This is a genomic window from Sphingomonas sp. SL1004 (genome assembly GCF_057815015.1).
Genome location: NZ_JBYMUX010000001.1, coordinates 3,338,834 through 3,355,454 on the forward strand (window position 1 = coordinate 3,338,834; position 16,621 = coordinate 3,355,454).

General features: G+C 63.0%; 12 protein-coding genes. 11 read left to right on the forward strand and 1 reads right to left on the reverse strand.

Translation table 11 applies throughout. The features are described from left to right. Positions 1 to 175 precede the first annotated feature (175 nt). The 7 genes from AC3D24_RS15350 to AC3D24_RS15380 all read left to right on the forward strand — a co-directional run bounded on the left by AC3D24_RS15350 (position 176) and on the right by AC3D24_RS15380 (position 11,100). Positions 176 to 1,957, forward strand: a complete 1,782-nt coding sequence (locus AC3D24_RS15350; protein ID WP_489031948.1) for an SLC13 family permease — start codon at positions 176 to 178, stop codon at positions 1,955 to 1,957. Between the two features lie 99 nt (positions 1,958 to 2,056). Next, positions 2,057 to 4,354: an FdhF/YdeP family oxidoreductase gene (locus tag AC3D24_RS15355; protein ID WP_489031950.1), complete on the forward strand. Its 2,298-nt coding sequence runs from the start codon at positions 2,057 to 2,059 to the stop codon at positions 4,352 to 4,354. A gap of 321 nt (positions 4,355 to 4,675) precedes the next feature. Further along, positions 4,676 to 5,665, forward strand: coding sequence for a mechanosensitive ion channel family protein (locus tag AC3D24_RS15360; RefSeq protein WP_489031952.1), 990 nt, complete (start codon positions 4,676 to 4,678; stop codon positions 5,663 to 5,665). Then, complete coding sequence (locus AC3D24_RS15365; RefSeq protein WP_489031954.1) at positions 5,662 to 7,224, forward strand: DUF389 domain-containing protein; 1,563 nt, start codon at positions 5,662 to 5,664, stop codon at positions 7,222 to 7,224. Before AC3D24_RS15360 ends, AC3D24_RS15365 begins: the two co-directional genes overlap by 4 nt. After that, positions 7,221 to 8,492: a cation:proton antiporter gene (locus AC3D24_RS15370; protein WP_489031955.1), complete on the forward strand. Its 1,272-nt coding sequence runs from the start codon at positions 7,221 to 7,223 to the stop codon at positions 8,490 to 8,492. The genes AC3D24_RS15365 and AC3D24_RS15370 overlap by 4 nt, the downstream gene beginning before the upstream one ends. Continuing rightward, on the forward strand, positions 8,489 to 9,895 hold the full coding sequence (locus tag AC3D24_RS15375; RefSeq protein ID WP_489031957.1) for a DUF2254 domain-containing protein: 1,407 nt from the start codon (positions 8,489 to 8,491) through the stop codon (positions 9,893 to 9,895). Before AC3D24_RS15370 ends, AC3D24_RS15375 begins: the two co-directional genes overlap by 4 nt. After that, positions 9,892 to 11,100, forward strand: coding sequence for a hypothetical protein (locus AC3D24_RS15380; protein ID WP_489031959.1), 1,209 nt, complete (start codon positions 9,892 to 9,894; stop codon positions 11,098 to 11,100). The genes AC3D24_RS15375 and AC3D24_RS15380 overlap by 4 nt, the downstream gene beginning before the upstream one ends. A gap of 334 nt (positions 11,101 to 11,434) precedes the next feature. On the opposite strand, the gene AC3D24_RS15385 is transcribed toward AC3D24_RS15380, so the two are convergent. After that, positions 11,435 to 12,217 (reverse strand): MauE/DoxX family redox-associated membrane protein, encoded by a 783-nt coding sequence (locus AC3D24_RS15385; protein WP_489031961.1) that lies wholly within the window; start codon positions 12,215 to 12,217, stop codon positions 11,435 to 11,437. A gap of 71 nt (positions 12,218 to 12,288) precedes the next feature. Here AC3D24_RS15385 and AC3D24_RS15390 point away from each other — a divergent pair, with 71 nt between their 5' ends. From AC3D24_RS15390 to AC3D24_RS15405, 4 genes are all read left to right on the forward strand, one after another. After that, complete coding sequence (locus AC3D24_RS15390) at positions 12,289 to 12,708, forward strand: MerR family DNA-binding protein (protein ID WP_253069764.1); 420 nt, start codon at positions 12,289 to 12,291, stop codon at positions 12,706 to 12,708. Between the two features lie 80 nt (positions 12,709 to 12,788). Then, positions 12,789 to 14,714 carry a glycoside hydrolase family 97 protein gene (locus tag AC3D24_RS15395; protein WP_489031963.1) on the forward strand — a complete coding sequence of 642 codons (1,926 nt, stop codon included), beginning with the start codon at positions 12,789 to 12,791 and terminating at the stop codon, positions 14,712 to 14,714. Between the two features lie 97 nt (positions 14,715 to 14,811). Continuing rightward, positions 14,812 to 15,258, forward strand: coding sequence for a DUF2231 domain-containing protein (locus AC3D24_RS15400; RefSeq protein ID WP_489031965.1), 447 nt, complete (start codon positions 14,812 to 14,814; stop codon positions 15,256 to 15,258). Continuing rightward, a complete protein-coding gene (locus AC3D24_RS15405) occupies positions 15,258 to 16,568 on the forward strand; it encodes a PQQ-dependent sugar dehydrogenase (RefSeq protein ID WP_489033175.1) in 1,311 nt (436 codons plus the stop codon). The genes AC3D24_RS15400 and AC3D24_RS15405 overlap by 1 nt, the downstream gene beginning before the upstream one ends. Positions 16,569 to 16,621: the final 53 nt, after the last annotated feature.

Here is a 16,621-nt window from a genome sequence, read left to right on the forward strand (position 1 = left end):
AAATGCTCGGCGCGAACTGTTCGCCTAGTGCTAAGCGACGGCACCCATTGCGCTTTCGCATGCGTTCTTGCGGTACGGGGGAGTTGGCAACGCTTATCGGTTTGCCTGCGCGTCAACCCGGCCGATATTCCGAACGCCCCTCGAGGTGTTCGTCGCGCATAGAAGGTTCGACGATGTGACGACGCCGCAGATCCTGTCCTTCACGTTGATCGCCTGTACGGTAGCAACGTTCGCCTGGGGACGGTTCCGCTACGATCTGGTCTCAGTCGTCGCGCTCGTTGTTGCGATGGCCATTGGTATAGTACCTGTGAAGGCTGCATTCACCGGCTTCACCAGCGACGTTGTCGTGATCATCGCATCCGCTCTCATCATCAGCGCGGCGATCGCGCGATCGGGCGTGATTGAAACCGCGATCGCCCCGGTGCTGGCACGGCTCAAGTCGTTGCCGGCGCAGGTACCAGCACTGGCGGGAGCGACCGCGATTCTGTCGATGCTGACAAAGAACGTCGGCGCGCTCGCGATCCTGATGCCGACCGCGATCAAGCTCGGCCGTTCCGAAGGAAGCTCGGCCTCGGCGCTCTTGATGCCAATGGCCTTCATGTCGCTGCTCGGCGGTCTGGTGACGCTGGTCGGGACGTCGACCAACATCATCGTCAGCCAGGTCCGCGAGGAAACAATCGGGCGGCCGTTCGGAATGTTCGATTTCGCGCCCGTTGGGTTGTCCCTGACCGCCTTGGGCTTTGTCTTTGTCAGCGTCGGCTGGCGCCTGCTACCGCGCGACCGACAGGGTAATACGCCGATCGAAGAGAGTGCGGCCGACGCCGCGTATGCGACCGAGGCTACGGTTCCCGACACGCTTGATGATACGTTCAAGACGATCGCCGATCTCGATCTGGCCAATGACGGCGTGACCCTGTCGGCGATTGAGTGTTCGAATGGCGAGCGGATCGAGGCGGACGCGGACGCGCCGTTGGTCGCAGGCCAAATCCTCATCCTGGAGGGGGACGACGAAGCCCTTGCCAGCCTGTTCTCACGCTTGCCTCTGTTGCCCGTGCGGCCCGACAATGACGTTGAGAAGGCCAAGCCCAATGAGGAGGTGCGATCGATCGAGGTGGTCGTGCAGCCGGATTCGCCGCTGATCGGTGGATCTGCCCGGCGCACGCGGATGCAGGACGAATACGGTGTCAAGCTTCTCGCAGTCGGTCGGCGCGACGAGCGGATTACCGAGCGACTGCGCGAGATCAGCATCAAGGGCGGCGACGTGCTGCTGCTGCAGGCGGGCGAGTCCGCATTGCCCGATTTCGTCCGGTCGTTGTCGCTGTTGCCGCTTGCGGAGCGCCGCGTGCAGCTCGGCAATACGCGCCAGCGCTTCGGGCCGATCGCAATCCTCATCGTTGCCATCCTCCTGATTGCGTTCCACGTCGTTCCCGTCGTCGCCGGGTTCTTTGGCGCCGCGGTCGCCATCGTTGCGGTTGGCGCGCTGCCGATGCGCGAGGCGTACGGCGCGCTCGAACCCGAAGTGCTCGTGCTAATCGGCGCGCTGACACCGATCAGCGAGGCGGTCCAGCATACCGGCGGCACCGGGCTGATCGCCGCGGGTCTGTCACACATGCTGACGGGTATTCCCGCGCTGATGGTGCTGGGCGTGTTGATGATGACGGCGATGGCATGCTCGCCGTTTCTCCATAACGCGCCGACCGTGCTGGTCCTGGGGCCGATCGCGGTGCTGGTGGCGAAGGGGCTACACCTTAACCCGGATCCATTCCTGATGGCTGTGGCGACGGGCGCCGGGTGCGATTTCCTGACCCCGATCGGGCACCAGTGCAACACGCTGGTTATGGGGCCGGGCGGCTACCGGTTTGGGGATTACTGGAGGCTGGGTCTGCCGCTGTCGTTCGTTGTCATCGTGTTTGGGACGCCCTTGATCGCGTGGTTCTGGCCGCTGGTCGGGCAATAATATGGTTGGTGACAAGCGCGGCGAACAGGCACAGACATTCGATGAGGCATAAGCCAAATGAATCCAGTTACTAAGTCGCAACACGCAAGGATGTCAGGCATGGCCGACCAGAAGGATCTTCCGCACGATTCTGGACCCGCTGGTGGGTGGGGCTCGATGAAAGGGATTTCGCAGATTTTTGGCGAGACCTGGCCTGCGGGTGGCGCGGTGCGCAGCCTTGGTCGCCTGAACAAGCCGAAGGGCGTGATGTGCGTGTCCTGCGCATGGCCGAAGCCCGCAAACTATTCGGCGTTCGAATTCTGCGAGAACGGCGCGAAGGCGACGATGTGGGAGCTGACCAAGGCGCGCTGCGCACCGGAATTCTGGCAGGATGACGCGCACACGGTCACAGCGCTGCGCGACTGGAAGGATCACGATCTCGAAAAGACCGGGCGGCTGACGCATCCGCTGCGCTATGACGCCGCAACCGATCGCTACGTTGCGGTCAGTTGGGAGGATGCGTTCGCGGCGATCGGCGCCACGCTCCAGTCGATCGATCGCGAGAGCGCGGTGTTCTACGCGTCGGGCCACGCCGGACTCGAGGCGTCGTATCTCTATGCGCTGCTGGCGCGGACCTATGGCAACAATAACCTGCCACAGAGTTCGAACATGTGTCACGAGACGACGTCGGTCGGCCTGACCAAAGTGATCGGCTCGCCGGTCGGGACGATCGTCTGGGACGATCTGGCCGAAACCGACGCGTTTTTCTTCTTTGGGCAGAATCCCGGCACCAACAGCCCCCGGTTCCTGCATCCGCTCAAGGACTTGAAGGATCGCGGCGGCAAGATCGTCACGTTCAACCCGGTGATCGAACAGGGTCTGGTGTCGTTCGTCGATCCGCAAAGCCCCGCGGCGATGCTGACCGGCAAGGAAACCAAGATATCGGATCAATATCACCAGCTGAAGGCGGGCGGCGACGTCGCCGCGATCCTCGGGCTGTGCAAGTGCGTGGTCGAGGCCGACGACGCGGCGCAGGCGGCGGGCAAGGCCGAGGTGATCGACCATGCCTTCGTCAAGCAGCACACCACTGGCTTCGACGACTTCATCCAGTCGTGTCGCGACGTGAGCTGGTCCGAGATCGAGCAGGAATCGGGGCTGACCGAAGCGGCATTGCGCGACGCTGGTCAGGTCTACATCGCCGCCGAAAAGGTGATCGGCGTGTACGGCATGGGGCTGACCCAGCACACGCACGGCGCGCTCAACATCGCGATGCTGGTCAACCTGTTGCTGCTGCGCGGCAACATCGGCAAGCCTGGTGCGGGCTGCTGCCCGGTGCGCGGGCACAGCAACGTGCAGGGCCAGCGCACCGTCGGGATCGCCGAGAAGGTTAAGCTCGTGCCGCTTGACAAGCTCAAGGAATTGTTCGGCTTCGATCCGCCGACCAAGGACGGCATGAACATCGTCGAGGCGGTCGAGGGGATGTTCGCGGGCAAGGTCCGCGCGTTCGTGTCGCTCGGCGGCAACCTGGTTCGCGCGGTGCCCGACCAGAAGCGCATGGAGCAGGCGTGGGCGGCGCAGGACCTGACCGTGATGATCTCGACCAAGCTCAACCGCAGCCATCTCTTTCCCGCCAAGCAGGCGTATATCCTGCCGTGCCTCGGCCGGTTCGAGGTCGACGAACAGGCGACCGGCAACCAGTCCATCACCACCGAAGACAGCTTCTCGATGATCAGCGCGTCGGTCGGTCACACCGCGCCGGTATCGGACATGGTCAAGAGCGAGCTTGCGATCGTGACCGGCATCGCCAAGGCGGCGGTGGCGCCATCCGCGGGTCTGAAATGGGACGAATGGACGGGCGATTACGGGCTCGTCCGCAACCTGATTGAGCACACCTATCCCGACGATTTCCGCGACTTTAACGCGCGGATGTACGAGGCTGGCGGCTTCTACCGCGGCAATGGCGCGCATGAACGGATCTGGAAGACGCCCGAAGGCAAGGCGGTGTTCACGACGCCCGGCCAGCTGAACTCGCTCGGGTTTAAGGATGCACCGGGGCGCTACCGGTTGATAACGATGCGATCGAACGACCAGTTCAACACGACCATCTATGGCTATTCGGATCGCCTGCGAGGGCTGGAGGGGGCTCGTGACATCGTGTTGATGAGCCCCGAGGATATCGAGGAGCGTGGGCTCCATGATGGCCAGAGCGTGACGCTGGTCACCGATGTCGACGCCGATGCCGATGATGGGCAGGACCGCAGGCTCGGGGGGCTGACGCTGACAGCTTACAAGCTACCGCGCGGGACGATTGCGTCCTATTATCCCGAGTGCAACGTGCTCGTTCCGATCGGCCATCACGACCAGCTGTCGAAGACGCCGGCATCGAAATCGGTGCCGGTGCGGGTCGAGGCGGGCTGAGCGCTCGGCGGGCGATATTCAGACGGCGGAAATGCATACCGGCGCGACGCGGCATCAGCCCGCACGCCGGGCAACGATCCGCGCGCGCTCATTGTCTCAGTGTTGTCCGCGGCCTTTGCCATCTTCGCGACGCCGATCAGATACCAGCCCAACACGATGGTGTATGCCGCGGCTGATTATTGCTTCTCCGAGTTCGTGAAATTCGGAGAAGCAATGAATATGACCGGTGGTTTGGCCCCCTGCTTCGCGATTAAGTGGCTCATCCGATAAGCAAGCCGTAACGCCAGCGGAACAACACTAGCGACAACCCGTTCGCTATAGATGCAGCCCGTCACGCCTCCGCCGGTTCGAAATCCGCTCGATCTGATCGTCGCCAAGCTTCACGTCGCGTCGAACGACTTCTTCCTTCAACTACCGAATATCCTCGGCGGTATCGTCTTCGTGCTGGCGGCGTGGTTCATCGGCAAACTTGTTTCGAACGGCCTGCGCGAGGGCTTTCATCACAAAGGTCTGGTCGATCTGGGCGGGGTGCTGTCATCACTTGTGTTCGGCCTGATTGTCGCCGCCTCCGTTTTGATCGCATCGGTTATTATCTTTCCGAGCGTGCAGCCCGCGACGATCATCTCCAGCCTCGGCATCGGTTCGGTTGCGATCGGTTTTGCGTTCAAGGATATTCTCCAGAACCTGCTCGCCGGCATCTTGTTGCTGATCAACCGGCCGTACCGGCGCGGCGACCAGATCGTGGTCAAGGATTTCGAGGGCACGGTCGAACACATTCAGAGCCGCGCGACGCTCATCAAGACTTATGACGGACGGCGGGTCATAATACCCAATTCGGACGTCTATACCTCGCCCGTCATCGTCAATACCGCGTTCCCGACGCGCCGTAGTCAGTTCGACGTCGGCATTGGCTATGGCGACGATCCGGAAGAGGCCTGTCGGATCTTTACCGAGGCGATCGCCAAGGTCGACGGCGTCGAGGCGGACCCCGCACCCGAAGTGCTCCCCTGGGGACTTGCTGACAGCTATGTCATGTTGCGCGCACGCTGGTGGACGGAATCCAAGCGGACTAACGTCGCGCACATCCAGGCGCGCGTGATCCTCGCGCTCTATAAGGCCGCGAAGGAAGCGGCGATCGACCTGCCGTATCCGACCACCGTCATGCTGTTCCACGACCAGAGCGAAGCGACCGACGGCGATCGGAAGGCGCAGCGCGAAGGATGGCCTGCAGGGGCGAACCCGCCTCCGCGTCGAGGCCGCGGCGCAGAGGGTGACGTTCCTATGACCGCGGGGCATAAGCCCGAGAGATGAATGGTATTGCAGTCGAACGTTCCGATCTGACCGATCGCTTGGCGCGACTGGCCCTGTACCGCTGGTGGCGCAGGTCGGTGGTAGCGCCGGTCGATCATGAATCGGTGATCGCCAGGATCGTCGAGGAAAGCGGCTGGTCGCCGCGCTATGCGTTCATGACGATGATGTCGGCGGGTATCGCGGTACTCGGTCTGCTGCTGTCGTCGCCGGCCGTGGTGATCGGCGCGATGCTGATCTCGCCGCTGATGAACCCAATTCTCGGCTTCGGGTTCAGCCTGGCGCTCTTCGATTTTCGCGAGCTGCGGCGTTCGCTGAAGGCTCTGGCGCTAGGGGCCGTCGCGGCGGTCGCATTCACCGCGCTGATCGTCACCATCTCCCCGCTCCAGGCACCAACCGCGGAGATCGTCGCGCGGACGAGGCCCAATCTATTCGATCTCGCGGTCGCGCTGTTCGCGGCACTTGCCGGCAGTTTCGCGATTATCCGTGGCCGAGGCGAGACGATCGTCGGTGTGGCAATCGCTACCGCTTTGATGCCGCCCCTTGCCGTGGTCGGCTATGGCATCGCAACGCACAACGTGCCCGTAGGAACGGGTGCGTTTGCACTGTTCATCACGAATTTCGTCACCATTGCCCTGTCGGCGACCGCGATGGCCCGCTTCTACGGGTTCGGCCATCACCTGTCGCGACGGCAGAGCTGGATGCAGACGATCGTCCTGCTGCTCGTCTTCGTCACGATGGCGATCCCGCTCGGCATATCGCTGAACAGGATCGGCCGCGAAGCGGTCGCCGTTTCGCAGGCCCGCTCGCTGCTGATCGGCAAGTTCGGCGATGATGCGCGGGTGACGCAGCTCGACCTGGACTTTGCCGCCAAACCTTTGGTCGTGCGTGCGGTGGTTATCACACCGCGTGGAAAGATGCAGAAGACGCCGATGATCCAAGCCGCGCTGGTCCAGGCACTGGGCCGGCCAGTTCGGCTCGACCTCGACCAGATCCTGCTCGAGCCCGGGGCAGGGGCTCTGGAGGCGCAGCGCGAGGAGCTTCGTCAGGCCGGCGAGACGTCGAGCCCTGAAACACAGCGCATGACGTCGCTGGCGAAGATGATCGCACTGGTAACGGGTGTCGCGGCTGACGACGTGACCATCGATCGCGATCATCGTCGTGCGACCGCGTCGGCTGCGGCGTTGCCCGGCGCGACTGTTGCGACCTACCGGACGTTGGAAGCTCGAGCTGCGGCCGAAACGGAGGGCTGGTCGGTCGTGATCGTGCCGCCGCAGGGGCCACTGCCTGAGATCGCCTTTGCCGACAACGTCGATGCGCTCGACTACACGGCGCGCGCAGCCGTCGCGACATCGGTCTGGGCGGCGCGGCGCTGGAACATACCGGCGCTTGGGGTGCCCGGCCTTCCAGAGGGTGACGCGTCGGCAACCCCGAGCCTGACCCAGCGAAGGGCTCTCGCCATCGCGACGCTGATCAGGGCACAGGGTGTCACCGCCGTTCCTGCACCGCCCGCCGGCCAGCGCTTTGCGCTTGCCACTAGCGTGTCGGCTGCTGCGCAGTGATCGCCGGTTTAGCGCTTACCCCGTTCGATGCCGCGGCAATCCTGATCGTACTGGCCGCGGCCCTCGGCTATCTTAACTTCCGCTTTCTAAAGCTGCCCTCGTCGATCGGACTAACGATCATGGGCGCGCTTGCCTCGCTGATCGTTGTCGGGCTCGACCGGGTGTTTCCGGGTGCGGGCTTCGGTCACGACGTGGTGCAATTCATCGCCGGGATCGATTTCCAGACGACGTTGATGGACGGGATGCTCTCGTTCCTGCTGTTTGCCGGCGCGCTGCACGTCGATTGGCACGAGATGGCGCGTGGGCGCTGGCCGATCCTCGTCCTCAGTACCGTCGGCGTAGTGCTGTCGACCTTGCTAATCGGCGGTGGTTTCCTGCTTCTGTGCCGGGCGATCGGCTTCGAATTACCGGCGATCTGGTGTTTCGTGTTCGGTGCGCTGATCAGCCCGACCGACCCGGTGTCTGTGATGAGCGTGTTGAAGCGCGCCGACGTCTCGCCCGCGCTGGAGGCGACCGTCGCAGGCGAGAGCCTGTTCAACGACGGTGTCGGCGTCGTCGTCTTCTCGATCCTGCTAGCGTCCGCCGTATCGGGCGAACCGTTCTCGATTCTACATGGCGTGCAACTGTTCGCGATCGAGGCGGGCGGGGGCATCCTGCTCGGTCTCGCAATCGGCTGGATCGCCTATCGCGCGATGTGCTCGATCGACGACTATAAGGTCGAGGTGATGATCAGCCTGGCGGTTGTCATGGGTGGCTATGCGGTCGCGCGGCCGCTCCATGCGAGCGGCCCGGTGGCGATGGCGGTCGCGGGGCTGATCATCGGCAATGCCGGCGTCGCGCACGCGATGAGCGATACGACGCGCGACTATCTGCATAAATTCTGGGACCTGATCGACGACATCCTCAACACCGTGTTGTTTCTGCTGATCGGGCTGGAGGTGGTGACGATCCCCGGTGATTTGCGCCTACTCGTGCTCGGCGTTGCGGCCATCCCGCTAGCGCTCGCGGCGCGCTCGCTGTCGGTCATCCTGCCGCTGCGCGCGATACGCCCGAAGCATCGCTACGGCCTCGTCGCGCCGGTCACACTAATCTGGGGCGGCCTGCGTGGCGGCATCTCGATCGCGCTCGCGCTAGGTCTTCCCGATGGCCCAGCGCGGTCGGTCATTCTCGCGGCGACCTATGTCGTCGTCCTCTTCTCCGTCATCGTCCAGGGCGGCACCATCAAGCGCGTCCTCGAATATCTGACAGCTAAGGAAACGACCCGATGAGGGCACGATTGCTCCGTTTCGCCAATCAATTGCGCGAAAGCTATTGGTTCGTCCCGACGGTCATGGCTGTCGCGGCTCTCTTGCTCGCCGCCGGCATGGTGTGGCTCGACAGCCATCATGCGACGGACTGGATGGACCGACTGCCATGGCTCTATGCGGCTCGCCCGGCTGGGGCACGCAGCCTGTTGTCGTCGATCGGCGGGTCGATGATCGGGGTCGCCGGTACGACCTTCTCAGTGACGATTGCTGCCGTCGTCTATGCCTCGGGGCAATATGGGCCGCGGCTGCTGAGCAACTTCATGTCCGATCGCGGCAACCAGGTGACGCTCGGCACATTCATCGCGACCTTCCTGTATTCGCTGATCGTCGTGCGGACGATCCGGTCGCCGGGCGAGGCGGCGGGCGAGCCGGCGTTCGTCCCGCAGCTCGCGGTCCTGGTCGGCGTGCTCCTAGTCCTGTGTTCGATCGCGGTGTTGATCTACTTCATCCATCACGTTCCCAGTCGCATCCACATCAACAGCGTGATCGAGCGGATCGGCGATCACCTCATCGAAGAGATCGACGAACGCTTTCCCGTTTTCATCGGCAAGCCGCTCGACGAACGCGAGGACGCGGGCCGGATCCCCGCCGCGTTCCGTCCCGACGCGGCTGCCGATGCAATCGAGCGGCGCGCAGGCATCCGGGCCAAGGATACCGGCTATATCCAGCTGATCGACGAGGCGGCGCTGATAGACACCGCCCGTGAAAAGGGACTGGTGTTGCGGCTGCAATATCAATCGGGCGACTTTGCACATCGCGGCAGCGTCCTGGTCGAGGCGTGGCCTGCCGAGGCGCTCGACGATCAGGCAGAGAGAGACCTGTGCGCGGCCTTTGCGATCGGATCGCGGCGCACCGGCCTGCAGGACCTGCGCTTCCTGATCGACGAACTGGTCGAGATCGCGGCGCGCGCGCTTTCGCCGGGCGTCAACGATCCCTTCACCGCCAATTCCTGCCTCGACTGGCTAGGGGCGGCGCTGTCCGATCTGGCCCGACGCGACCTGCCGTCGCGGTTGCGCGCCGATGACGACGGGCAGTTGCGGGTCATCGCGCATCCGCTGACCTTCGCCGCGTTCATCGACCGGGCATTCGGGGCGCTGGCGCAATATGCGTCGGCCGACATGATCGCGGGCAAGCGCTTCCTCGCCGCGCTGGGGGACGTCGCGCTGAGCTGTGACGCCGCCTCGCGTATCGCGGTGCTTGCCGATCACACCCGACAGTTCCGCGATCTCGCCGATGGTGCGCTGAAGGGCGCGAACCGCGATGCCGTTATCGAACGCGCCGACGAACTGCTGCGCGCGCTGGCACAACCCGATTACAAACGCCGGCTCCGCGATGGGCAGGCCTGGCTGGGAGGCACCGCATGATCGTCGCCATCGCACTCGTCGTCGCGCTCATCGTCACGCTGGCGCTCACGTTCGGAAAATTCGCGCGGAGCGACGGATGGCGCGCGACGGTCACGCCGCTGGCCTCGATCATCGGCTCGGGTTTCCTGATCTGCGGCCCTTTGCTTGCACGCGAGTTCGGCAGCGCCGCGATTCTAGCAATGGCGACCCTGCTAGCGATCGCCTACGCTGCTGGCTGGGTGATCCGCTTCAACATTGTCCACGTCGAAAACCACCTCGCTGCGGCATCGTTCAACGATCCGATCGCCTGGACTGCGCGTATAACTCAGGGCGTGCTCTCACTCGCCTATGCGGTATCCGTGGCTTATTACCTGAAGCTGCTCGCCGAGTTTTCGCTCAAGCCAGTTACGATCGACCCGGCGTGGCAGCCGGTCGCCGCCAACGTCATCGTGACCGTTATCATCGTCCTTATGACCCTGCTCGCGCTAGGTGGCAGCCTCAGACGGGTAGAGCATCTTGCGCACGGCACGGTGTCGATCAAGATCGGGATCATCGCTGGACTCCTCGTCGCGCTGGGGATCGCTTGGGCATCCAACGGCATTACGGACCCGTTGCCGCCAGTTCGCCTGTCCTGGGCTAGCATCCCCATGTTGCTCGGCCTGATCATCACCGTGCAAGGGTTCGAGACGTCGCGCTATCTCGGGCATGACTATCCACCTGAGATGCGGATCAGGACGATGCGGCATGCGCAGTGGATTGCCTCGGGGATCTACCTCGCCTTCATTGCACTGCTTACCCCGTTCCTGTCGCGCGCTGCGGCGACCGAAGGCGTTGCCGGGATCCTCGACATCATGGAACTGATTGCACCTGCGATGGGTATCTTCGTCCTTATCGGCGCGGTGTCCAGCCAGCTGAGTGCGGCTGTCGCTGACTCGATCGGCTCGGGCGGGCTGGTCAACGAGGTCTCACGCCGCAAGATCAGCGTGCCGATCGCGTTCACGCTGGCGGGCGCACTGGCGATCCTCGTCGTCTGGCTGACCGATCCGTTCCAGGTCGTCGCGCTATCCTCGCGCGCGTTCGCGTTGTTCTACGCGATGCAGTGCGTGCTGGCGTTGCTCGTGTCGATCAAATCGGGGGCAGGGACCATCCCACAGCGGATTGGTTTCGTCGCGATCGGTCTCATCTGCCTCGTCGCCGTGTTCGTCGGCGCGCCGGCGGAGGGCTGAGCCATGGCGAGAATGACCCGGCGCGCACCCACGTCCTCGTAAAGCGGCACGGGCCGACAGCGCCGGTCTGGCGACGGCGTGTCGCGATCCTTGGCGGGGCGATCGCGATCGGCGTCGTTTCGCTGGCGTTTACCGCATCTCGAAGACCACCGCGAGCCGTGCCCTGATGATGCCGCTCGTTGCCTCCGCACTGATGGCCGGCTTCGTCGTACAGACAATGTCGAAAGAGCGGCTATATCACATGCTGTCGCAAGGGTTGTTGTCCGGCAACGCGTCGGCGAGACCTTTCGGCCATGACTGGCGGGGTGAGTTGCCCGCGGCCCATTCCCAGCCCCTAAGCAGCAATTGCCGTCGCGCTCATAAAAAGCGCCATCGTTACCATCATGACGTTCTCGGTCAGCGACACGAACCCGAGTGGCACGTTGCTGCTGCCCCCGACACACGCGCATTTGAGATCGCGCTTGTCGATATAGACGGCCTTGTACACCGATGCCGCCCCAATCCCGCCAATGACTAGCGCTACGGGCGCCGAGAACCAGGTCAGGATGCCAGCGAGCATCAGGATGCCCGCGGCCAGTTCGGCAAATGGATAGACATACGCATAGGGGACATAGCGACGGGCTAGGAGGTCATAGCCGAGGAACATCGATGAGAAGCGCTCAAGATCCTGCAGTTTGAGCATCGCGAGCAGGCACATCGAAACCGCGATAAAGCGGCTCGCGTCCAGCAGGCCAATCAACGGCGCACCGGTCAGTGCATCAATGGCAAGCGTGAGCAGGGCAGCTACCGCGAATACCGCAACGACCGGCGTGTACGACGTGGCCTTGGGATCAGCGACACGCAGTCCGAAGTAGCGGCGCAGGTCGTCATAGCCACCGATCCGTTCGCCTTCGATGAAAATCTGTGGTGTCGTCACAACGCCATATTTGGCCTTGAGGGCGTCTTGCTCGCCGCGGGTCGTTAGCCACCGGTCATCGACGGCATAGCCCTCATGTTTCAAAAGATAGCGTGCTTTAAGGCCGAACGGACAGACATGTTCCGGCATCACCATCCGGTACAGAACGGCGCGTTTCAAATCTGTTCCAGTAGCGTGAGCAAAGTCGGTCGGCCTGGACATGGCGGCTCCTTGGGTAACGTCGATGACTACCTATATGGGGTCCGTACCACGGTACGGAATCAAGAGGTGTCATGACGACGATCGCAGGACTGGCCCGCGCAGGTGGGGTCGGCATCGAAACGGTCCGCTTCTACCAGCGGCGCGGACTGCTCGCGACCCCTGCGCGACCAGAGAAGCTCGGGCTTGGCAGCGGGGTCAGGCGATACGGGTCCGAGGACATTCGCCGTCTGCGTTTCATTCGTTCGGCCCAGACCGCCGGCTTCACGCTCGAGCAGATCGGCGAGCTCCTCTCGCTAGATGCGGCGACGGATCATGCACGGGCGCGCGGCTTGGCGACAGCCCAGCTCGCCGTGCTCGATGCCAGAATTGAAGAACTACAACGCGCCCGCGCCGCGCTTCATCATCTGGCAGAAGCGTGTGCGGGGACGCGTGCCGGTCTCTGCCCGATTATCGAGGCGTTCGATGCGCCAGCGCTCGAGGACGCCTTGTAAACCTCTTGAACATGACTGGCGGGACATGCGGTAATCGGACATGGGGCGGGACTATTAACCGCCTGGAGCACGCACCGTCCATGTTGAGAACAAATGCGGTCGCGCTGGGGCTTGCCATAGTGTCGAGCAGCTGCACGCAACCCGGTCAATCGACAGCCGGACACTCACCGGACGGGGCGATCGGGATCACTGCTGGTATCTCGCCAGCGGGCGCGTTCCAGGTCGCGATCCGTCATCGTGGAAAAACGCTGGTCGCTCCGTCACCCGCAGGAATCATGCTGGCGGACCGTCCCTTCAAGGCGCTCGCAGAGACCGCGCGCGAAACCATCGTTCCTGCGACCGGCTGCACGGGAGAGCGGGTCAGCGCCCGCGAAACGGTTCAGAATGGTCGCCAACTCATCCTGGAAACGAGCGCCTGCAATGACGGTGCCGCCTTCCGGCTCGTTGCTCCGGCGCGCCCGGGGGCAGATCCATGGCGTATCGCTGGCGAGAGCACCCGCTTCGTCACGGCACGCAATGACGCCTGCCTGGGGGTGCGCCACGCCAAGTTCTTCAACAGCCACGAGGGCGATTATCGGCCAATCCGCCTGCAGGCACTGAAACACGACGATCTCCTGGATCTGCCCCTGACGTGCGCGACCGGAACGGCGGGAGAAACCTACGCGCTCACCGAGAGCAATATCGAACATTATGCCGCAGCCTATCTGACGGGCACGGCAACAGGCGATAGCGTCTCGGTCCGCCTGACTCCGCGCCCCGTCGATGATCGCCTGGCGGTGGTCCTGCCAGCTGAACAGCGGGTCACGACACCGTGGCGCATCGTCATGATCGCCGACCGCCCCGAACAATTGGTTGAGAACAGGATGGTCCAGCGCCTCGCGGCACCGTCGCGGGTCGCTGACACGACATGGATAAAGCCTGGCAAGGCCGCGTGGGGGTGGTGGTCGGGGCTGCTAGCCCCCGATATCCCGAATGCGGGGCACAACATGGCGACCTACCGGCGCTATCTCGACTTCGCTGGGCGCATGGGGCTGCGCTACTACGTCATCGATCAGGGCTGGGCATCGAGGCCGACGGGTGAGGGGCAGCCCGCCGATGTACTGACGCCGTCTGATGGCATCGACGTCCCCCAACTCGTCGAATATGCCCGGCGTCGCGGCGTGCGAATATGGTTGTGGACCGACTGGAAATCACTCGACGGCCGCTTGGATGCGGTACTTGCACAGTGGCAGGCCTGGGGGGTGGCGGGAATGAAGGTCGACTTCATCTATCGTCAGGATCAGGCGGTCGTCGGCTTCTACCACCATCTTCTCGCCACGGCTGCCCGGCATCGGGTGCTCGTCAACATCCACGCTGCGTTCGTGCCGCGTGGACTGGAGACAACCTATCCAAACTTCCTCACCCAGGAAGGGGTGATGGGCAACGAGTATAATCGGTGGAGCCGCAAGGTCACCGCTGGCTATGACGTCCGCGCCGCTTACACACGCGCGACGATTGGGCCGATGGACTATACGCCGGGCGGGTTCCGGAACGTCACGCCGGCCGCGTTCTCGCCGAAGGCGCCCGCTCCCGAAGTCATGACGACGCGGGCACACCAACTCGCGCTCTTCGTGCTCTATCCCAGTCCGCTGACCAGTCTTGCCGATGCGCCCGTTGCTTACCGGACGGCCGATGGACGCTGGGCGCCAGGCGTGTCCTTCCTTCGCATGGTACCAACAACTTGGGACGAAACACGTGGCGTAGCAGGTTCTCTAGGACAGTGGATCGCTGTCGCCCGCCGCAAAGGGTCGCGGTGGTATTTGGGTGCGATAACCGACGGCACGGCGAGGACCGTTTCCCTGCCGCTTGGTTTTCTGGGGAGCGGACGATGGACAGTTCGTGCATGGGCGGATGGCGTATCGCCGACTTCGATCGATGAACGGACGGGCGAGGTCAACGCCGGCGGTCGACTGAGCGTAACGCTTGCAGCCAATGGCGGCGCTGCCCTCATGTTCGAACAACGCTGAACTGTAGTGATCTAAAAGGTCGCTCGGCGGAACGTGGTATCATACCGGACGTAGTAGCATTGCATTACGCATCTGCGCGTCGGCATTCGGAGGCTTCATGCCGTTACAATCTCCCCGACCCTCCGTCAGCGCTCTGCATCCGCTACACGTATTGCTTGGCGCATATCCGATCGCGTTCTTCAGCGGCGCCTTTCTGACCGATATCATCTACTTGAATACCGCGGTGATGATGTGGGCGAATTTTTCGGTTTGGCTGATCACCGGCGGACTTGTAATGGGCGTTGCCGCAGCGATTGTCGGGATTGGAGAAGCACTCTTCTCGCGTAACAAGTCGTCCCTGCGGCCGGGCTGGTTTCACTCCGTCGGGAACGCGCTCGTTCTCGGACTTTCGATATGGAACGCGTTTGTTCATAGCCGAGATGCATGGACATCAGTCGTTCCGACCGGAATTATACTTTCGGGCATTGTCACGGTGCTAGTCGTTATCGTGAACTGGCTGGGAACGTCGCACACCATACGTCAGCTTACGGGGAGCGTTCGATGATGCGCGGACTTGCTATTGGGTCTTCCGTTCTGGCGATAGCCGCTTCCGTTCTCCTTTCTGGCTGTGGCCGTGATCCGGCGCCCGCATCAACGCAGATCGGTGCAAACCCGCGCCTACCTGCGCACCAACAATATCTCTTGCCGCCAATGAAAGTTGCGCCGGTGTCGAGTTGGCAACCGAACGAAACGCCGACGGTCGCCGCGGGCATGAAAATAGCGGCGCTAGCGACGGGACTTGAGCACCCACGCCAGCCCTACGTACTTCCCAACGGCGATATCCTGATCGTTGAGGCGAACGGACCGGGTTACGAACCGATCACCCGGCCCAAGGACCTGATCATGGGGTGGGTGCAAAAGTACGCTGGTGCAGGCGCCAAGGGCGGAAATCGTATCACGTTGATCCGGGATGCGGACGGCGATGGCAAACCCGAGCTGAAAACCGTCTTTTTAGACCACCTCGTGTCGCCGTTCGGCGTCGCGTTGGTGGGCAACGATCTGTACGTGGCGAACACCGATGCGATCGTTCGATACCCCTATGTCACCGGCGAGACCAGGATTACGGTGCCAGGCCAGGTGCTGACCGAGCTTCCTGGCGGACCAATCGATCATCACTGGACCAAAAGCTTACTTGCGAGCCCGGACGGCTCGAAACTCTATGTCGGGATTGGATCGAACAGCAACATCACCGAGAACGGCATCGGTGAAGAGCGCGAGCGGGCCGCAGTGTGGGAAGTGGATCGCGCTAGCGGAGCCCACCGGATATATGCGAGCGGCCTCCGTAATCCCAATGGCCTGTCATGGGAGCCAACCACCAACAAATTGTGGGTCGTGGTCAACGAACGCGACGAGATCGGGCCGAACCTCGTTCCCGACTATCTCACCTCCGTAAAGGACGGCGCCTTCTACGGATGGCCGTACAGCTATTATGGCCAGCATGTGGATCCGCGCGTGATGCCGCAGCGTCCCGACCTGGTCGCCAAAGCGATCGCGCCGGATTATGCGCTGAGCAGTCACGTCGCGCCGTTGGGACTGACCTTCTACACAGCTGGCAAATTGCCCGGATACCAGGGCGGGGCATTCGTCGCCGAGCACGGTAGCTGGGATCGAGCCCCCTTCAATGGCTATAAGGTCGTATATATTCCCTTTGCCAATGGCAGGCCTGCGGGGAAGGCTCGTGATGTCGTGACCGCATTTCTGGACAGCGACGGCAAGGCGCGAGGCCGCCCGGTGGGATTGGCGGTGGACCGCATCGGTTCGCTCCTCGTTGCCGATGATTTAGGCAATACGCTGTGGCGGGTCAGCAGCCGCTGACCCTTGCTGCGAAAGGCAATTTGGCGTCACGGTCGCCGCTTGGCCCTAAAATT

Coding starts and splice junctions, on each gene's coding strand:
- AC3D24_RS15355 (WP_489031950.1), top strand. CDS start 2,057: ATGGCCGACCAGAAGGATCTTCCGCACGATTCTGGACCCGCTGGTGGG.
- AC3D24_RS15390 (WP_253069764.1), top strand. CDS start 12,289: ATGACGACGATCGCAGGACTGGCCCGCGCAGGTGGGGTCGGCATCGAA.
- AC3D24_RS15380 (WP_489031959.1), top strand. CDS start 9,892: ATGATCGTCGCCATCGCACTCGTCGTCGCGCTCATCGTCACGCTGGCG.
- AC3D24_RS15400 (WP_489031965.1), top strand. CDS start 14,812: ATGCCGTTACAATCTCCCCGACCCTCCGTCAGCGCTCTGCATCCGCTA.
- AC3D24_RS15360 (WP_489031952.1), top strand. CDS start 4,676: ATGCAGCCCGTCACGCCTCCGCCGGTTCGAAATCCGCTCGATCTGATC.
- AC3D24_RS15385 (WP_489031961.1), bottom strand. CDS start 12,217: ATGTCCAGGCCGACCGACTTTGCTCACGCTACTGGAACAGATTTGAAA.
- AC3D24_RS15365 (WP_489031954.1), top strand. CDS start 5,662: ATGAATGGTATTGCAGTCGAACGTTCCGATCTGACCGATCGCTTGGCG.
- AC3D24_RS15375 (WP_489031957.1), top strand. CDS start 8,489: ATGAGGGCACGATTGCTCCGTTTCGCCAATCAATTGCGCGAAAGCTAT.
- AC3D24_RS15395 (WP_489031963.1), top strand. CDS start 12,789: ATGTTGAGAACAAATGCGGTCGCGCTGGGGCTTGCCATAGTGTCGAGC.
- AC3D24_RS15405 (WP_489033175.1), top strand. CDS start 15,258: ATGCGCGGACTTGCTATTGGGTCTTCCGTTCTGGCGATAGCCGCTTCC.